The following is a 17,674-nucleotide window of genomic DNA, read 5'->3' on the forward strand; positions in this document are numbered from 1 at the left end:
ATCCGAAATGAGAACTAACGCAAGAAAAATAATCCAAATTTTTTGTTTAATTGCAATAATATTATTCTTAACGCTATTTCTAAAAGAGTTCTATAATCAGTGGCCTCTTAGCAAAATGGGCAAAGACTTTACTGCTTACTGGGCATCAACTCACCTCTTAATCGATGGACAGAATCCGTATCAAGCGGATCAAATATTTGCTCTGCAAACATCGGTGGGTTCGACTGATAAAAGCCCCACCGTGATGTATAATCCACCGTGGGTCTTTACATATATTATTCCTTTTACTTTAGAAAATTATCTATTGGGCAAGTTTCTTTGGTTATTATTTCTTTTTATCTGCATGTTAATTTGTTCGATCTGGCTATGGCAATTATACGGAGGTACAGATAGGGATCGAAATTGGGGCCTTTTGATCCTTTTTACTTATGTACCCCTTTATTATACCTTTGCAAGGGGGCAGATTGTCCCTCTCATTCTTCTTGGAATTGTGGGCTTCTTACACTTCGAAAGGCGAAAGAAGTGGTTCCTGGCCGGAGTATTTGTGTGCTTACTTGGCATAAAACCACAGGATTCATATTTATTTTTTATAGCACTTCTTTTTTGGATTGTTTATAAGCGGAGATGGGGCATCTTATTAGGAGCGGGATGCGCAACTTTCTTTATAACAGCAATACCACTGTTTTATAACCATGACATTTTCTTTCAATATTACACAGAAATATTGGCCCATTCATTCCAGTATGATTGGCAAACGCCTACTCTAGGATATTGGTTGAGATCGATATGGGGAAAAGAAAAACTCTTTCTTCAGTTTTTTCCAACAATAGTGGGAACCGTATGGTTCTTCTATTATTGGCATCGTAACTACGCGAAATGGGTATGGGCCGAGCAAGTACCTCTCCTGCTCTTTGTTTCACTAATGACTACGTTTTATGTGTGGAGTAACGATTATCTATTGCTCATTGTAGCAATCATCCAGGCTAGTGTCTGGCTTATTAACGCGCCTCTGCGTCCCTATTCAGAATTTATGATTTTTCTATACTATCTAATTAGTTTAATGGCATGGGTTACTGTTTTTTCTGCTCGTAGTGAAAAATGGATCATATGGATGGTTCCTGCTCTATTAATAAATTATCTATTAATAAGGAATTTTTATATTAAAGCAAAGGTAAAAGTTTAACAACTCAGTCTGAATGAAAAACAGCCAGCATAGGAACACTCTTATATATTTCAAAGAACTAATTAAAAAACAGATCATAACTTTTCATCAGTAATTAAATTAATTGCCTTGGTACAACCATGTTTTAATTTACTTCTTTTTATATCTTCCGCAATCGTATAGATAGAAAGCCTGTTCCTTGCTCTCTTCAAATGTGCCATCATCTAAAATACGAGTTTTTACAACGGGAAAAGGAGAGCGCCAGTGAGCTATTGTTCTACCAGGAATATCTACGGTAGAGACAATATAATCCAGTTCCTCCGTATTCCGGCACACTCTAGAATAGTTTGACTTAAATTTCGCTTTATCAAGCCCCCAACCTAGTTTCCTGCCTATTTCTTTTGATTGCAAGGGATTTTCATCCATCAACGGAAGTATGACATTAATTCTCCTTGCATATTCAATGGCTGTTTTCTGATAGAATACGACCCCTGAGCCCTGATGTGCAGAGATGTAAGACGGTCTTCTTGCACCAAACCAAGCGAGTTCAGTTGAAGCATCCCAGAGGATGGTAGCGTTTTGGGGCAATATGTCCCTGAAAAATGCCGCATTATCTTGATTGCGCTCCAGCATTTTAGACCATGGAGACTGATGGTCCCATACCGCGAGTGAAAATATCAACACGGCAAAAGATAAAAATGCAATCTTAAGACTCGGGGACTTCCCCCAGTGATAGTAGAAAAAAAAGATCACCGGTAATAGTACCAGCGGAAGAAAGAGATTAAGAAGGGCGTATTCCGTCAATTGTGATGATAACGTAATATGGAAATCGTTTTTTATGAATATCCTGATCATGTTTATGACGTCAGGGAGGATAATATTGATAATTATAACTATAACGATAATCAAAAAGGCAACAGGTCGCAGAATCTTAACAGGAGGCAGATCATCTCGTGATGCCTGCACACAAAGATAGAGGAATATAAGCGTGATTCCAAAACTAATCACACCTAAGGATAGGGTGTACCAAGTCAAGACAAAAAAGGAACAGAGCAATAATCTGTTTTCCCCAAGCTTCAGAAAATTGATAATAAGCACAGTTGCGCCTAGTGCCGAGATAAATTGAAGAAACCAGAGGCTTCGCCAGGCCTGTATCTGCATGATCAGTTCAAGCCTTAAAAGCTCACCCCCAATGATATTGACTAACATCCCGCAACAGGCGCCTATAATAGCGCAAAAAAAGAGACGGCGCATAACTCCTTTGGAAAACAGACAGGCGGCGGCTGTTATGGAAATGCTAAAAAAGAGCTCTGCCCAGGAATTTAAAGGCCATTGGGTTAAAAACATAAAGCTAGACCTTACTGAAATAATTTGATGCCATTCAGGCGGTATGACACGGAATATCCCAGCAAATGGTTCTGTTTTAAAAATGCCTAGAAAAAAGATGGCGGCAACAAGGATTGGCGCTGAAAATAAAACTCGGGGATAAGTCAGGAGAAGGTAGACATAGACAATAAAACCGGCGCCCAGAGTCATCAGGGGATGAATCAAAAAAGAGATGAAGAATAAGACAGCAGAAGTAATATGCCTACCCTTAATAATGGAGGCTACCCCAAGGATGCAAAGAGCCTCTGAAAATATCCTCGGGCTCACGAATGGCTCAGCGTATTGAAAACAATTAAATCCCCCGTAATATGCCCTCATAAAAAAGAGTATGGCAAGGGATATACATAGTTCCTTCTCTTTAACAAATGTCCTGAATAGTGACACAGCCGCGAATATCCACAGCAGTTGACTAAAAACCGTAAGCACAAGTGCGCTTTTATATATTCCAAAAGACTTAATTAATATGGCATAGATTTGGGGAAAGATTGTGTAACTGCCCTGTGAGCCGAACTTAATAAAAAGGTCGCTCGCAAAGACATCAGGGTATAAATCCTTCAGGGCCATGAAAGTGTATATGACACCATCATGCCAGATGCCGTTATAAGGATGCTTGAGCAGCCACAGGGATGCAAGGATGGATACAACTACAGCACTTTGTTTCAGGCTTAAAGGCCTTTCCATTTGATAAACATCCTATTTGCTGATGTAGTTTTATTTTAACTTTATTTTGTAGCTGAACTATAAGAAACGCTCTTTTGTATGTCAATTAAATATTGACCGCAAGACTGTTTTTATCCAACGACCCGAAACAATCTATAGGAAGAAGATAGCGGCTGGGGCAATGGTATTTCTTTAACCCAATTCATAATACTATCTTTTCTGAGCCGCTCATATAAAGTGGATTGTTTAGGGGCCGTGGCATAGTATTGTTCTTCGGTTGATTTATTGCTTACCAGAATCATATCGATACCCCTTTGATGAACTAAGGTATGTGCTTTCTCATCAGATGTTGCAGTCATTATCCAGTAAGCATCAAGGATACCCTGCGCATTGCGATGATATGGAGTTGCAATTACTTCATAGTTGGTGCGATACAGAATTTCAGGGCCATAATCAATAAATGCAAGTATTCGTGACGGATGTTTTTGTTTTGCGCTGAGTTTGTTAAGTTCATTACACATTTGTGAAAGCGGTGCTATCATATCTGTTTTATTTGTTACAGGTGCCGCACCAATTATGTTTTGAAATCCATAACCAATGAGCAGGAAGCCGGCGCCAAAAGCCATAATTGTGAAAGGTCTGACGAAGGATATTATGATAGTTGAAAAATGTTTAAAATAAGCACTCTCCCATCGCAACACTACGCTCAACAGAGCGGCCAATGGTGCCAGTGTAATTATATTTCCATAGGGCAAAAGCCTTCGTGAAAATATTCCGGCTGTTGCGAATAGCAGAATTCCTGCTAACACAAAGATCCACCCCTTTATTTCTGCGTTTGGCTTTTTCCAAAGAATGAAAACAATATATGATGTGCCAACAATTGCGGAACCTAATAGTGAGATTAGAGGCATTAGAAATTCCCCACGCAGTGGCGACAAAACCTCATTTATATTATCAAGCCATATCGGAACGATCCTGGGATCAATATCAGCATAACCTCCCCGATAAAAACCAGGAAAGAAAAGCCATACACATAGAACGACGATTATTGCGGCAAACGAAGCGATTGAAAAACGCCAAGTTCGTCCTCGTTCGGCAAATACAGTGTTATGTCTAAAATAAAATACAATAACCCAGAATAGACTTATAAGACCGATTATGAACAAATGAGCTATGGATATCTTGTCATACTCAATGCTTGTCAGATCATACCAGGGACGTTCCAAAACAAGTGCAACTGCTGTAAATACAACAAGGGCTGCACTGTAATGTATATTCTTATTAATAAAGTCTTCATCTTTGAATATCCAAAAAATACCGAACACCAAGAAACTCAGAAAGATAAACATCATTGATTCGATATGGATCCACACTGATATGGCCCCGATAATAGCGGCAAGATAGCACATAGTTTTATTAAATGAGCCTTGAATGATTCTTAGAATGATACCTACTAATATAATGAATAAGAAACCCAGCAGAGAGTGATGGTCGGGTCGCCCGACATAATATTGGCCTAATGTGCCCACCTGGAATAGCAATAAAATACTGACAATATTTGATGCAGAAGCCTCAAGTATCGGACGAAAAGCCCAGGGAAGAAAAAGCACTGAGGCGGCCAGCAAGAAAGGACTGATAATAACCCCCCACCAAAAAAGGCCGGTCTTGAAACCTACAAAAGGTTTTGCAATCAATGCGCCAGTTAAAAGCAAAACATCAAGAGGCCTTGTCCAGTGTAGATTCACTCCATACGGGGCATTGCTTCTGGCATAGTTGGAATCATACCATTTACCACTTTCATATAATTGAACAACGCGATTTAGCCGCATGTAACAATCAGTATCTGCAAACTCGCCCTTCTTTACATTTGCATGCCCCTGCACATAAATAACTATTAATAAAACAATGATGAATACAGATAAAAAATAGATAAAGTATTTTGATATTTCAGCAGAATCAGAATCTGTTTCCATTCATGCAATCACTTATTAACGCTATATTGCAATTCTTAGTTTCCTCTTTTGCAGCAAATTCTCGTCGGTGTATTATCATTAACGATTATTTTATCTGTCAGACGGGATTGCAGCCCGTCTGACAGATTTCCATAGAGGATCTCTTTTATAAACGTAAGATGTCTATTTCAGAGGAACAATGGTCTCCCTGTATATTTTCCATCCTTCGTCTATTTTTCTTAAACTCAATGCCTTTTTAACTGTATCTTTGAGTATCGAGGAGCTGTAATATTGAGTAAAGATTGCCGTAGCAAGAGAAGTTTTTTCATCTGCTGATATTTTCAAATCTTCAATGCGGATACTTATGTTTTTACTTTTTTGGCGCACATTGGTTTTATAAGTTATCCAGGCATTCAGGTCCATTCCCTTTGAATAAAAATCTGAAGCATAGCAACTGCGGTAGGTTTGCATATCGCCCGATTGCCAACTCGCCAACCATTTGTTTATTAAATTTTGGACATCTTCTTCGGAAGCAGGTTTTGTTTCTTTTTGTTCATTGCTGACCTTAGCTAAAGCCTCTGGAACAGCCGGTGCCGGTTCAGCAGCAACAGGCGCAGGCGCGGGTTCAGGTGCCGGCGCTACAACAGGTACGGGTTCTGGTTCAGGTACGGCAGCAACAGGTTCGGGGGCAGTAGCAACTGCCTCCTTCTCAACAGCAGGTTCCTCAACTCTGGCAGACTCCATCTGCTTACTTTCTCCTCCGAAAGAGAAACAAATTCCGAAAGTGACAAGTAAATCGTTATATCTTTCATTAAAAGGAATTACATGACGAACATCGGCTCGCAGAGCAATATCGTCCGTTATGAAAATTTTCAGACCTGCACCGTAATCAACAGCAATTTTATTTCTTCTATATTCTTCAGGATAACCGTAATGAATTCCTCCGATGCCTATTGCCAGAAACGGCACAATACGGCCCTCCGGCATCAAATGCAAGATGCCTTCAACACCGTAACCATATACGTTTTGCCAGGGTTCATCGGGAACATTTTTAATTTCAGTCGGAATATAATTGAAAAATCCTTCTACGCCAAAATATTTTGTAAAATTATAACCTGCGCGCAAACCGACTGTATAAGATTCTTTAAGGTTCTCGTTGCCTTCAAAGACATAACCTCCGATAAAGGGGGTAACTGAAAAGGAACCAGCCTTGACCTCCGCCTGTGCTGTGGTGACGATAGCCATCAGCACCATGACAACTGTTAACATGAAAATTTTTTTCATAATGTTCTCCTTTTGCTTTGGCTTTTTATAATAAATAGTTTTTTCGGGGGGAAATTACACCTTGAATATATTTTTTATTTTATTTTCACGTAATATTATATCTTATTGAAACGTTTAAACAAAGCATTTTTTCTACATATACAAAGTCTATTATATAGTCAAACAAAAAGGGAGCCTCTGTTAAGCAGACTCCCTTAGATTTTCTGGCGGGGCCAAGGGGACTTGAACCCCTGCCCTCCGGCGTGACAGGCCGGCGTTATAACCAACTTAACTATGACCCCGAAAAATTCATTTAACTTTTATCTTCATTTTTTCAAACTTGCATTAAATGGTAGGCGGGACAGGGATCGAACCTGTGACATCCACGGTGTAAGCGTGGCGCTCTCCCGGCTGAGCTACCCGCCCCTAAACCATCAAAAACGCTGAGAGGCTTCTAGCAACAATGAAATTTCTTGTCAAGCTATAAAAGCACGAAAAAACATTTTAATTCACAGCTTGCGAACTCACCGGCACACCTGCTGTAAGTGTTGCGCTGATATTTTCTTCATCCTGCAGAAAGGCTATTTTCAGCACTTCATCGATATGCTCAACAAAAATAATCTTTAGCGCTTTTTGCACATTTTTCGGAACTTCCGCCAGATCTTTTTCATTATCTTTAGGAATAATCACCATTTTTATATTACCCCGGTGAGCGGCAAGGAGTTTTTCCTTGAGACCTCCAATCGGTAGAACTCTTCCTCTTAATGTAATTTCACCGGTCATAGCTAGATCGGCACGCACTTTTTTCTTCATTAGCGCTGAGGCAATGGAAGTAGCCATCGCAATGCCCGCGGATGGACCATCTTTGGGAATCGCTCCTTCCGGTACATGCACATGAATATCAATTTTTTCATAAAAATTCTTTGCCAGGCCAAATTGTTCGGCTCGAGCACGAATATAGCTTAAGGCCGCCTGAACGGATTCCTGCATGACATCACCTAATTTTCCGGTCATCGTCATCTTGCCGGTTCCTTCCATAACGGAAGCTTCAATAGCCAAAAGTTCTCCGCCAACTTCCGTCCACGCAAGCCCTGTTGTAAGACCAATTTTATCTTTTCCTTCTATCTCACCATGATGATATTTGGAAACTCCTAAATATTTGGAAAGGGACTTGGATGTGATAATCATTTTTTTCTTATTATCATTATTATTAACTATCTCTTTGGCAACTTTACGGCAAATGGAAGCAATTTCACGATCCAAATTACGCACACCGGCTTCCCGCGTATATTGACGAATAATTTTGAGGTAGGCCCCTTTAGTAAATTCTACATTGTCATTTGTCAGACCATTAGCTTCTATTTGCTTCGCGATCAAAAACTTTTTCGCGATTTGCACTTTCTCCGGTTCAGTGTAACCGGCAATCCTGATTACTTCCATTCTGTCCTGCAACGGAGCGGGTATTGTTTGTAAAACGTTTGCTGTCGTAATAAACATGATCTCCGATAAATCATAATCGAGATCAAGATAATTATCATTAAAGGCAAAGTTTTGCTCAGGATCAAGAACTTCCAGCAGTGCAGAAGATGGATCACCTCTAAAATCAGAACTAAGCTTATCTACTTCATCCAGACAAAAAACAGGATTGTTGGAGCCGGCTTTTTTTAGCATCTGAATAATCTTACCCGGCATAGCTCCGATATAGGTTCGACGATGGCCACGAATCTCCGCTTCATCATGAACGCCACCCAGAGACATACGCACAAATTTTCTATTCGTGGCTCTGGCCACTGACTTGGCGATAGATGTTTTTCCCACGCCGGGAGGACCAACCAGACACAGAATTGAACCTTTATTTTTCTTTACCAGCGATTGTACGGCAAGGTATTCAATAATACGTTCCTTGACACTCTTTAATCCATAATGATCTTCTTCAAGAATTGTTTCTGATTCTTTCAGCGTGTATTTGTTTTCAGTTTTTTCCGTCCAGGGCATATCCAATACCCAGTCAATATAATTTCTGACTACCGTAGCTTCCGCAGACATGGGAGTCATCATTTGTAATTTTTTAATTTCATGCCGGACTTTTTTCGCGGCCTCTTCCGACATTTTCTTCTGCTTTAAGCGTTTTTCCAAATCTGCTATCTCATTGGAAAAATCATCCTTTTCTCCCATTTCCTTCTGAATAGCCCGCATCTGTTCATTCAGATAGTAATCCTTTTGCGTCTTTTCCATCTGCTTCTTGACACGCCGCTTGATTTTTTCTTCGACCTGCAGGATTTCGATTTCAGAAAGCATCAGCGAATAAATTGTTTCCAGACGTTCACCAACGTCAAATATCTCGATAATTCTTTGTTTATCTTCCAGCTTCACGTTGAGATGGGTAATAACAACATCAGAAAGTTTCGAGGCATCTTCAATAACAGCTATTGTTCCGATCATTTCGACATGGATTTTTTTACTAAGCTTCAGATAAAGCTCGAAAGATTCCTTAACACTTCGCATTAAAGCCTGTTTTTTTACATCATTTTGATCATCAATTTCCTCTATTTCATTTACCTTAACTAAGAAAAAATCATTATTAGGCAAATATTCTTTGATGACTCCACGGGTTTTCCCCTCAACAAGCACCTTTACGGTACCATCAGGCAAACGCAAAAGTTGAATGATAATGCCAATTGTGCCGATATTATAAATATGTTCCTGTGTCGGATCGTCTTCCTTGGCATTTTTCTGGGCAACCATAAAAATACTTTTTTCATATTTCATTGCCGATTCCAGCGCGGCAATGGATTTTTCGCGCCCCACAAACAACGGCACAATCATATGTGGGAACATCACAACATCTCTTAGAGGCAAGAGCGGAATTACAATTGTTTTATCCTGATCACTGATTTTCTTTTCGTCAAACATGTTTTTTCCTGTATATTTCTTAAGCAGATTCAGACTTAGTTTCATAAATTAAAATTGGTTTTTCTTCTTTTAATACGACTTCTTCACTAATGACACATTCTTTAATATCACTCTGCGACGGTATATCATACATGATTTCCAGCATTGTATTTTCCAGGATGGAGCGTAAGCCCCGCGCGCCGGATTTTCTTTCCATTGATAACTTGGCAACAGCTCTTAGTGCTCCGTCTGTAAATTTTAAAGCTACATTTTCCAAAGCAAATAATTTTTTGTATTGTTTGATAATAGCATCTTTCGGTTCCACTAAGATTCGGATTAAAGTGGCTTCCTCCAATTCATCCAAAGTTGCTATAACGGGCAAACGACCGATGAATTCCGGTATTAATCCAAACTTTAATAAATCTTCCGACCTTACTTCAGCGAGTAATTCACCAACTCTCTTTTCTTTCTTACTTTTGATTTCAGCGCCGAAACCCATTGTATTAGCACCCAGTCGCTTGGAAATGATGTTTTCCAGGTCATTAAAAGCGCCGCCACATATGAATAAAATATTAGTTGTATCTACCTGAATAAATTCCTGTTGAGGATGTTTACGGCCTCCTTTTGGTGGAATGTTGGCCATTGTTCCTTCCATAATTTTCAACAGAGCCTGCTGCACTCCTTCGCCGGAGACATCTCTGGTGATTGAAGGATTCCCTGACTTCTTGGCAATTTTATCTATCTCATCAATATAAACGATGCCTTTCGATGCTCTGGTAACATCATAATCTGCATTTTGCAGCAAACTTAAAATAATATTTTCTACATCTTCTCCGACATATCCGGCTTCCGTTAAAGTTGTAGCGTCGGCAATTGTAAAAGGAACATTGAGAAATTTTGCCAGAGTTTTGGCCAGCAAAGTTTTACCGGAGCCGGTGGGCCCGATTAAAAGCACATTGCTTTTCTGAATTTCTATTCCGTCGGGATCAACATGGGAGAATAATCTTTTATAATGATTATAGACGGCAACCGACAATATTTTTTTAGTTTTCTCCTGACCGATAACATATTGATCAAGGAATTTCTTGATTTCTTTCGGATTCGGTAAACCTTTTTTGGAATCTTTTTCTACAAGGTTATCTTCCTCTTCCTCAACAATATACCGGCAAAGTTCAATGCACTCATCGCAAATATAGGCTGTCGGACCGGCAACTAATTTCCTTACTTCACTTTGCATCTTCCCACAAAAAGAACAAAAAAGCATGCCTTGTCCCGTTCGATTATTTTTGCTTTTTTTTATCACTTAATTCTCCTTTTTGTTTGAGTTGGCTGAAGATTCAGGTTTTCGAATTATAATTTCATCGATTAAACCGTATTCTTTAGCCTGTTCACTCGTCATAAAATAATCTCTTTCCGTATCGTTCATAATCCTGGAAAGCGGCTGTCCCGTTAATTCGGCCAAAATTTTGTTTAACTCGTCTTTTAACCTCAATATTTCTTTTGCCTGAATATCAATATCCGTTGCTTGTCCCTGAAAGCCTCCCAATGGCTGATGGATTAAAATTCTCGAATGAGGCAGAGCCAATCGTTTTTTCTTTTCTCCGGCCGCTAAAAGTATTGCAGCCATACTTGCTGATTGCCCCATGCAAACGGTTGAAATCGGTGATTTAATGTACTGCATTGTGTCAAAAATAGCCATACCCGAACTTACAGATCCACCGGGAGAATTTAAGTAGAAGAAGATTTCCTTGTCCGGATTGTCGGCCTCCAGATACAACATTTGAGCGACAATTAAATTAGCTACATTGTCATCAATCGCTGTGCCCAGAAAAATAATGCGATCTTTCAATAAACGGGAGTAAATATCATATGCCCGCTCACCCCGTCCGTCTTGTTCAACCACCATAGGGACTAAATTCACTATTAAACCTCCATACCCGCATCTTTTTTCTCAACGGTCTTAATATTGGCATTCTGCTCGATAAAGTCAAATGCCTTTTTTTGCATCAATTCGATTTTGAGATTATCTTTTCTTTCTTCATCATCGTACATTTTCTTTATTGATTCATAATCCCGTTTATGCTGGACAGCTAAATCATTAAGATATTTTTCTATATCGTTTTCTTCGACTATTAATGATTCCTTCTCGGCAATCTTTTTTAAAAGCAGGAAAGATTTGACTGCTTTTTCGGCATCATCCTTAAATTTATCATGCATTTTCAGGCTAAATTCCATCGCTTGTTCTTCATCTATGCCGGCTGAAATCATTCTTCTCTGATTATCGGCCATCATATAATAAATTTGTCTTTCCACAAGCGAAGGAGGTACTTCAAAATCGTTCTCCTTGATCAATTTTTCCGTAATAGTATTATGCAAATTAACATTAGCCATTTGCTGATTCTTTTCTTCTAAAGAAGCACGAACATCATTTTTAAACTCTTCAAAAGTATTATATCTTTCAAAGTTTTTTATAAAACTTTCATCATTATCAGGTAATTTCTTTGCCCTGATACTTTTTACAAATACATTAAACACCACTTCCTGACCGGCAAATTTACTTTCATGGTAATCAGCTGGAAACGTTACTTTAATCTCCTTTTTCTCTTCTTTTTTAGCACCGATTAACTGTTCCTCAAAACCGGGAACAAATTTCCCCGAACCGATTTCCAGAAAATAGTTTTCGGCATTTAATTCTTTGAACGATTCTCCATTTAAACTTCCTTCAAAGTCGATTACAACAAAATCACCCTTAACTACTGCGCGATCCTCTTTAACCTCCTCCATAGTGGCAAACATTTGCCTTATTTCGTCAATTCTTTTCTTAATATCATCATCTGTTATTTTAAATTCTTCTTTTTCTAAATCAATTCCTTTGTAATTTTTAGGTTCGAATTCCGGTTCGGTTTCAAAAGATGCGGTAAAAGCAAAATTTGCATTTTCTTTTATGCCTTCCTGATTAATTTCAGGTTGCGAAATAGGAACAATTTTTCTGTCTTCCAAAGCTTGCCAATAATATTTATTGACAATATTTGTTGTTGTTTCTCCTTCCGCCTGATCTTTAAAATAAGTTTCTAATACCTTGCGGGGGATTTTACCCGGGCGGAAACCTTTAAGCTTGGCCTTCTTCCCAACATCGTGATATACAGCATCCAACTCATTTTTAACCTCATTCCAGGGTATTTCCAACGACAATTTTTTCTTTACAGGACTCAAGTCTTCTATTTTTACTACGACCTCGCTCACTATAGTATCTCCTTCTTTATTGAAATATTTACAAGTTTCCGCTGAACACTGGTGCGAGAGAGGGGATTTGAACCCCTATCCGCTTAGGCGGGCTGGATCCTAAGTCCAGTGCGTCTGCCAATTCCGCCACTCTCGCCCGGGAATTTTATATATTCATTACGCACACAATTGTCAACGCGGATTATTTTTGTAATTACAAACAAAACCAGTTAAATTAAGCCTCTTGTGAATTTATGTATTTGATTATACGCTTTTATGCAAGAGAAATGTCTTTACGAAGAGGACGCTGTTAATGGGCACAAACAGAAGTTCTCCAGCCATAAAATACTCGCAAAATTTAACAAAAGAAAAGGGGATAACCCCCTTTAAATTGGTTAACCCCTTATTTTCATTGGTCGGGGCGAGTGGATTTGAACCACCGGCCCTCTGAACCCCATTCAGATACGCTACCAGACTGCGCCTTACAGTAAAACCCTGTCAAGAGCAAATCCATCAATGTTGTGTGTAATGATCACCCTTAATTCTCAATTAATACTCATAGGAAATCATCAACGTGCGCTACTTTACAGAGAATAATTTTATTGACATTAAAGCTTTATATATGTTAATTAAATAGCTGGAAAGTATTAATTAAATTTACATTTTGTTTAATATCTCCTATTATTTTCGTCATTTTAATATAAATGCCAGATTTACTGTCCTTGAAGGAGTTATCCTTGAAATTACAAGAAGTTAAAGAAATACTTGATGCTGATGTAATTGTCGGCGCGGAAAAATTGGATATGGAAGTCCAGACAGCTTTTGGAGCTGATTTGATGAGCGACGTTCTTGCTTTTGCGAAAGCAGGCAGTCTTTTGCTAACAGGTCTGACCAATTCCCAGGTCATTAAAACAGCTGCTACCAGGAATATTGCTGCCATTATCTTAGTTAGAGGGAAACAACCTTCTCTCGAAGCTGTCAACATGGCTAAAGAACTTCAGATTCCCATTCTAGCCACAAAATATATTTTATTCGAAACGGCTGGCATTCTTTATACTAAGGGTATAGTTGGTTGCCTGAAAAAAGTAAAAAGTGACAGTTTGTATAAAGAAGAATACATTGACAGTAAAGTTTAATATATGATACTAAAAACAACAATTTAATTTTGATATTTAAGTAAAAAAAACGAAATGTGTTTCTCGTGAGGATTAGATATTGAAACTGAAAGACGTAAAAGAAATACTTGATGCCGAGATCATAGTCGGTACGGAAAAATTGGATATGGAAGTCAAAACAGCTTTTGGGGCTGATTTGATGAGCGACGTTCTTGCTTTTGCAAAAGCCGGCAGTCTTTTGCTAACAGGTCTTACCAATAGCCAGGTAATCAGAATAGCCAATGTTATGGATATTGCCGCTATAATATTAGTTAGAGGGAAAAAACCTCCTATCGAAACAATTAATCTAGCCAAAGAATTTAAAATTCCTGTCCTAACAACCAAGTATATTTTATTTGAAACTGCCGGCCGTCTTTATACTAAAGGCATAGTTGGTTGTCTGGAACAAGTTGAAGATCACCGTGCAAACAGCTGAAAGTGAAAATCATTCATATAAGAATAGTTTTGATGTTGAAGGTGGTAATTTTGATAATGCAGGATCGGTTTCCACGCAAATAAAATCTATTCTCAAAAACATTGGTTTACCTAATAACATAATCAGGAAAGCAGCCATTGCCTGTTATGAATCAGAAATTAACATCGTATCTTATGCCCGGAAAGGGATTATCAATCTGACTGTCACTCCCAAGACTGTCGAATTTGATATCATCGATGAAGGACCCGGAATACCCGACATTGAATTAGCAATGGAGCAAGGTTATTCTACCGCAGACCGACAGATAAGAGAGATGGGATTTGGCGCCGGTATGGGACTTTATAATATCAAATGTTCTTCTGACATATTCAACCTTTCGTCGGAAGTAGATAAAGGAACTTTTCTGAAAATAATTATTAATATCTCTTAACTCATCAAGGATTTACTATGAACGTCGAAACTATCGTTAAAGAATTAAATTTAAAAGTGAGGTCTGTGTCAGACAAACTTAATAATAATGTCACAGGAGGTTATACGGGAGATCTTCTTAGCGATGTTATCGCAAATTCTCACGAGGGAGATATCTGGATAACAAGGCAGGTACACCAGAATATTGTTGCCGTAGCAAGCCTGAAGGAACACGCATGTATTGTATTAACTAATTCCTGCGAACCAACTCAGGAAACTTTAGAAAAAGCAAATCAGGAAAAAATACCCATAATTGTTTCTGATTTGCCTGCCTTTGAGTTAACTGGCAAAATCTATAATCTATTAGGGAAAAAAGATTAATTTACGGCAGCCACTTCAATGACCATGTGTTGGATGGTCATTTTTTAACACCATTTCTCTTTCCTGGCTAACTTTGTTGTCAGCGTCGCAGACTTTCTCACCGTATGTATATTTCACAATTCCAGCGTATATTTTTTTGTCTCATTTTTGTTGTAACGCTGCCTTTTGTTCAACGGTGAGAAGAACGTATTAAAAAATTATATCTTAACCTTAATTGATATCGTCAAGGTGGCAATTTTTCTAAAAAGGTATAATTAACAGGAAGGACCCATGCTGAAAGTTTTCAACTGTGATCTACACGTACACACTTGCCTTTCACCTTGTGCCGAACTTGATATGCACCCTATGCCGTTGGTAAAAAAAGCCTTGGAAACCGAGCTCAATATTATTGCCATTTGTGATCACAATTCTTCAGCAAATGTTCCTTATGTAATCAACGCCGCCCAGGGAAGCAATCTGAAAATACTGCCCGGTATGGAAATCACAACAATTGAAGAAGTCCACCTGCTGGCCATATTTGATTCTGTTTCAAATCTTACGTTAATGCAAAATATTATTGATCAGCATCTTAAAGGAGAAAATAATGAAGATAGTTTTGGTGTTCAGGCTATAGTCAACGAAAAAGGCGAAGTGGAGGGCATAAATAATCAATTGCTGATCGGCGCAACTGACATATCTCTGGATAAACTGATTGGTTATATACACCAATTTGAGGGATTAGCCATTGCCGCACATATAGACCGGGAAAGTTTTAGTGTTCTGAGTCAGCTTGGATTTATTGATGATAATTCCGGATTTGACGCTCTGGAAATAACACCTCGTACTGGTTTTGAACAGGCCAGAATTAAATATCCGGAACTCTTTAAATATTCATTTATTATTTCCTCAGATTCTCATTTTGTTAAGGATATCGGATCGGCAATTACACGAATCATTCTACAGGAACCATCTGTTGCCGAATTAAAAATGGCTTTTAAAAAACAAAATGGCCGTTATGTGATGGAGCAATAATGATTGAGCTTTCCGCGCATATTCTGGATATTGCCGAAAACTCCGTTCGGGCGGGAGCCAAACTAATTGAAATCAACATTAATGAAGACACAGCAAGCGATTCTCTTTCCATAGAAATTATCGATGATGGTCAGGGGATGAAACCGGAAGAAATAAAAAAGGCTTTAGATCCATTCTATACAACAAAAACCGTAAGGCGTGTAGGTTTAGGCCTTCCACTCCTTGCCGATGCTACCCAAAGATCAGGTGGTCATTTTAATCTGGAATCTCAAGAAGGCAAAGGAACGACTGTTCAAGCATCTTTCGGCCTCAGTCACGTAGACCGACAACCTCTGGGAGATATTATCGGCACATTAATTATTCTTGTCGCCGGTAATTCAGATGTTGATTTTGTTTATAAACACAGGCGTGATGACCGGGAATTCGAACTGGACACTAGAATAATACGTAAAGAAATTAGCGACATACCTATAAATCATCCTGAAATATTAAAATATATTCGGGGCGTTCTGGAAGAAGGTTTTGACGAAATAAAAAAATGAAACAAAATTGCTCCTAAAATCGAAAAAAAAATTCAGAAACCAGCAATCAGATGTTGATTTTATCTACAAACATTGATATATGACCGGCAGTCAAGGGACATTATTAAGATAATTACGAAAATCAAGAATGTGGCGATAAAACATTCTGAAAAATTAAAAGTATATCCGGGGTATTTTAGAAGGAGGTTTTTGTACGACAAAGCTTGAAGCTTAAATAGCCCCAAAAGATCGAGGAGGAATTTGATGAAAGCTGAAGACACAGAGTTATTAAAAGATTTTTCAAAAGAACAAGTAAAAAAGCTAAACAGCATTATTGAAAAATTTAAAGGTAAGCCGGGCGGGTTAATTCCGGTACTGGAAGAAGCGCAAGTCGTTTTGGAATATCTTCCTATATCCGTTCAGAAAAAAATTGCAACCGGGTTGAATCTGCCGCTGAGCCGTGTTTACGGCGTTGTTACCTTTTACTCATTTTTCACAATGACCCCGCGAGGCAAGCACACTGTTCGTGTTTGTCTGGGCACAGCCTGCTATGTACGTGGCGGCAAGGCAATCTATGAAAAATTAGAAAAAGAGTTTGGAATAACTGAAGGAGAAACGACACCTGATCGCATGTTTACGCTGGAAACTGTAAGATGTTTGGGAGCTTGCGGACTGGGTCCTGTCGTTGTAGTGGATGAAGATGTCCATGGCCGGGTAAAGCCGGGGAAAATTAAAGAAATTTTAAGTCAATACAATTAAAGAAATTTCTATATAATAAAATGGAGGGAAACCGATGGCGAAATTAACTATTGATGATTTAAAAAAGATTAAAACAAAAGTACACAAAGAAATGTCTCTGCGTGATGGCGTACGTCGCGTCAAAATAACTGTTCACATGGGAACATGCGGTATCGCTTCGGGAGCAAAAGAAGTTATGGATACTCTTCTTCAGGAAATTGAAACCGCCAAGGTAAATGATGTTGTCGTTACAACATCCGGATGCATGGGACTCTGCAGCCGCGAGCCTTTAGTTACTGTTGAGGTATTAAATCAGGAACCCATAAAATATGAATATATGAATACCAACAAAATGAGACAGGTTTTCAAAAAACATGTTCTTGACGGAGAAATTCAGACGCCTTTTGTTCTGGCTAAAGGCTCTGAAGTAACAAAATAAATTTATCGCCTGTCATGCACTGCCAAAAAGCATGATAATTTCCTAAGGA

At 38.7% G+C, this 17,674-nt stretch carries 16 protein-coding genes and 4 tRNA genes; 9 read left to right on the plus strand and 11 right to left on the minus strand.

Annotated features, from left to right (window positions below):
- The first annotated feature begins 7 nt into the window (after positions 1–7).
- Positions 8–1,183: a hypothetical protein gene (locus tag CVU62_06200; protein ID PKN38434.1), complete on the plus strand. Its 1,176-nt coding sequence runs from the start codon at positions 8–10 to the stop codon at positions 1,181–1,183.
- 129 nt (positions 1,184–1,312) lie between these two features.
- Here CVU62_06200 and CVU62_06205 read toward each other — a convergent pair whose 3' ends face one another.
- From CVU62_06205 to CVU62_06255, 11 genes are all read right to left on the minus strand, one after another.
- Positions 1,313–3,229 carry a hypothetical protein gene (locus CVU62_06205; GenBank protein ID PKN38435.1) on the minus strand — a complete coding sequence of 639 codons (1,917 nt, stop codon included), beginning with the start codon at positions 3,227–3,229 and terminating at the stop codon, positions 1,313–1,315.
- 110 nt (positions 3,230–3,339) lie between these two features.
- A complete protein-coding gene (locus CVU62_06210) occupies positions 3,340–5,181 on the minus strand; it encodes a hypothetical protein (GenBank protein ID PKN38436.1) in 1,842 nt (613 codons plus the stop codon).
- A gap of 162 nt (positions 5,182–5,343) precedes the next feature.
- Entirely contained in the window at positions 5,344–6,444 is a 1,101-nt protein-coding gene (locus tag CVU62_06215) for a hypothetical protein (protein ID PKN38437.1), read from the minus strand.
- A 204-nt stretch (positions 6,445–6,648) separates the two neighbouring features.
- A tRNA-Asp gene (locus CVU62_06220) sits at positions 6,649–6,725 on the minus strand.
- A gap of 48 nt (positions 6,726–6,773) precedes the next feature.
- Positions 6,774–6,849: transfer RNA gene (locus CVU62_06225), tRNA-Val, on the minus strand.
- A gap of 78 nt (positions 6,850–6,927) precedes the next feature.
- Entirely contained in the window at positions 6,928–9,336 is a 2,409-nt protein-coding gene (locus tag CVU62_06230; GenBank protein PKN38586.1) for an endopeptidase La, read from the minus strand.
- A gap of 19 nt (positions 9,337–9,355) precedes the next feature.
- The gene (locus tag CVU62_06235) at positions 9,356–10,579 is read right to left on the minus strand and encodes an ATP-dependent Clp protease ATP-binding subunit ClpX (GenBank protein ID PKN38587.1); all 1,224 of its coding nucleotides are present in this window, start codon (positions 10,577–10,579) and stop codon (positions 9,356–9,358) included.
- 39 nt (positions 10,580–10,618) lie between these two features.
- Complete coding sequence (gene clpP, locus CVU62_06240; protein PKN38588.1) at positions 10,619–11,221, minus strand: ATP-dependent Clp endopeptidase, proteolytic subunit ClpP; 603 nt, start codon at positions 11,219–11,221, stop codon at positions 10,619–10,621.
- A gap of 17 nt (positions 11,222–11,238) precedes the next feature.
- A complete protein-coding gene (tig, locus tag CVU62_06245) occupies positions 11,239–12,561 on the minus strand; it encodes a trigger factor (protein PKN38438.1) in 1,323 nt (440 codons plus the stop codon).
- Positions 12,562–12,607: 46 nt separating this feature from the next.
- Positions 12,608–12,694: transfer RNA gene (locus CVU62_06250), tRNA-Leu, on the minus strand.
- A gap of 256 nt (positions 12,695–12,950) precedes the next feature.
- Positions 12,951–13,034: transfer RNA gene (locus CVU62_06255), tRNA-Pro, on the minus strand.
- Between the two features lie 240 nt (positions 13,035–13,274).
- Between CVU62_06255 and CVU62_06260 the strand changes: the two genes are divergently transcribed.
- From CVU62_06260 to CVU62_06295, 8 genes are all read left to right on the plus strand, one after another.
- On the plus strand, positions 13,275–13,673 hold the full coding sequence (locus CVU62_06260) for a hypothetical protein (GenBank protein ID PKN38439.1): 399 nt from the start codon (positions 13,275–13,277) through the stop codon (positions 13,671–13,673).
- 79 nt (positions 13,674–13,752) lie between these two features.
- Positions 13,753–14,127, plus strand: a complete 375-nt coding sequence (locus CVU62_06265; protein PKN38440.1) for a hypothetical protein — start codon at positions 13,753–13,755, stop codon at positions 14,125–14,127.
- Positions 14,114–14,557, plus strand: a complete 444-nt coding sequence (locus CVU62_06270) for an anti-sigma regulatory factor (GenBank protein PKN38441.1) — start codon at positions 14,114–14,116, stop codon at positions 14,555–14,557. The genes CVU62_06265 and CVU62_06270 overlap by 14 nt, the downstream gene beginning before the upstream one ends.
- Positions 14,558–14,574: 17 nt before the next feature.
- Entirely contained in the window at positions 14,575–14,916 is a 342-nt protein-coding gene (locus tag CVU62_06275) for a serine kinase (protein PKN38442.1), read from the plus strand.
- A gap of 270 nt (positions 14,917–15,186) precedes the next feature.
- Positions 15,187–15,927: a histidinol-phosphatase gene (locus CVU62_06280; GenBank protein ID PKN38443.1), complete on the plus strand. Its 741-nt coding sequence runs from the start codon at positions 15,187–15,189 to the stop codon at positions 15,925–15,927.
- Entirely contained in the window at positions 15,924–16,469 is a 546-nt protein-coding gene (locus CVU62_06285) for an ATP-binding protein (GenBank protein PKN38444.1), read from the plus strand. The genes CVU62_06280 and CVU62_06285 overlap by 4 nt, the downstream gene beginning before the upstream one ends.
- 243 nt (positions 16,470–16,712) lie before the next feature.
- Positions 16,713–17,207 carry an NAD(P)H-dependent oxidoreductase subunit E gene (locus CVU62_06290; protein PKN38445.1) on the plus strand — a complete coding sequence of 165 codons (495 nt, stop codon included), beginning with the start codon at positions 16,713–16,715 and terminating at the stop codon, positions 17,205–17,207.
- Between the two features lie 34 nt (positions 17,208–17,241).
- Entirely contained in the window at positions 17,242–17,625 is a 384-nt protein-coding gene (locus CVU62_06295; GenBank protein PKN38446.1) for an NADP oxidoreductase, read from the plus strand.
- Positions 17,626–17,674: the final 49 nt, after the last annotated feature.

Source organism: Deltaproteobacteria bacterium HGW-Deltaproteobacteria-2, from assembly GCA_002840505.1.
Classification (GTDB): Bacteria; Desulfobacterota; Syntrophia; order Syntrophales; family Smithellaceae; genus Smithella.